Here is a 1,668-nt window from a genome sequence, read left to right on the forward strand (position 1 = left end):
CAAGTTAGCCACCTCTTTTTTGGCGTTTGTATATCTGGCTTCCATTTTTAGACTGGCTCAGTGAGATAGAAAATAGTTTTAAGACACACCCTAATAATCTATGGAAAGAAGGAGGTAGAATATGTCACAAGATAATATTCCTAATATTACACCTAACATAACCATTACTCGAGATGATTCAATTAATCTTTTACTAGCCTCCATCGCTCTTGAAGAGCTTAGTCTTAGCCATATTTTGTATGCAGAAGGTGAAAAGCTTCAATACGTTCTAGGAACATTGCATAAATAGATTTACTTGATGCTGATATTCGTGATGCTTCTAGACCTTGGTCTGGAGGCATCTTTTTCATCTATAGAGGATAGAAGAGATGACTCGAAACCATCTAAGTGACGAAACGAAAGATCATTTGTTTCTAGCTATTTCTAGATGTAAAATAAGTGAGTCTATCGTTTTTTGAAGGAATATGGATTGAACTTAAGGAGGATTACATTGTTATTTATTGACAACCAAGGGATCTATGACCCAAGAGTGAATTTAGCGATTGAGGAGTATGCATTAAAACATTTGGATCTGACTGACTCCTATCTATTGTTTTATATAAACGAACCATCGATTATTATTGGAAAACATCAAAATACAGTGGAAGAAATTCATGTGGATTATGTGAGAGATCGCGATATTCATGTAGTGCGACGCCTTTCAGGTGGAGGGGCTGTGTATCATGATTTCGGGAATTTAAACTTTAGTTTTATCACAAAAGATGATGGAAAAAGCTTCGCCAACTTTAGAAAATTTACTGAACCAGTCGTACAAGCTCTTCAGCAGATGGGAGTACAAGCTACTTTATCAGGTAGAAACGATTTATTAGTCGATGATAAAAAAATATCAGGTAATGCACAGTTTTCAACACGGGGTAGGATGTTTAGCCACGGTACATTGATGTTTCAAGTAAATATCGAGCCATTGGTTCATGCACTACAAGTAAAGCAAGAGAAAATCCAATCCAAAGGGATTAAATCGGTTCGTAGTCGTGTGGCCAATATTCGTGACTATCTAGCTGAATCGATGACGATTGAAGAATTCCGTCAGCGATTATTAGAGTCGATCTTTGCAGGGCAGAATCCGATTCCAGAGTATAAGTTGACTGAACAGGATTGGGCGAAAATTAATGAGATATCTTGTGAACGTTATCAAAATTGGGATTGGAATTTTGGCGAGTCCCCAGTATTTAATGTCCAACATTCCAAACGCTTCCCGATTGGTTCAATCGATGTTCGCCTACAAATAGGGGAGAAATCAATGATCGAGAGTTGTAAGATCTACGGTGATTTCTTTGGTGTGGGAGATGTTTCGGATCTAGAGAAGAAGCTAGTCGGTATTCGTTATGATCGTCATTCGCTGGAGGAAGCGCTGTGTGATGTAGATATTTCGTATTACTTTGGGAACCTAGCGAAGGAAGAGTTTCTTGATTTTTTATATTAGGGAGGCCGAGAGCAAGGCTTCATTTGGTGAAATCGGTATTTATTTTGAGGAATAGACTTTTTGACGCTTCCAGACGGCAATCTGGAAGCGTCAGACCGCAGACAAAGTCTATTTTATAGACAAGGTTTGCGGTCTTTTTTGTCGAATTCTAATTATATAGAATCGACTACATGGAGGGATAGCTT

2 protein-coding genes are annotated in these 1,668 nt (G+C 38.1%); both read left to right on the forward strand.

The features are described 5' to 3' along the window. The first annotated feature begins 121 nt into the window (after positions 1-121). Entirely contained in the window at positions 122-289 is a 168-nt protein-coding gene (locus tag EDD57_RS14570; protein WP_165873858.1) for an alpha-helical endospore appendage domain-containing protein, read from the forward strand. A gap of 201 nt (positions 290-490) precedes the next feature. Then, a complete protein-coding gene (lplA, locus tag EDD57_RS14195; protein WP_131850068.1) occupies positions 491-1,483 on the forward strand; it encodes a lipoate--protein ligase in 993 nt (330 codons plus the stop codon). The last annotated feature ends 185 nt before the right edge of the window (positions 1,484-1,668 follow it).

It is taken from the genome of Baia soyae, assembly GCF_004341445.1.
GTDB lineage: Bacteria > Bacillota > Bacilli > Thermoactinomycetales > Thermoactinomycetaceae > Baia > Baia soyae.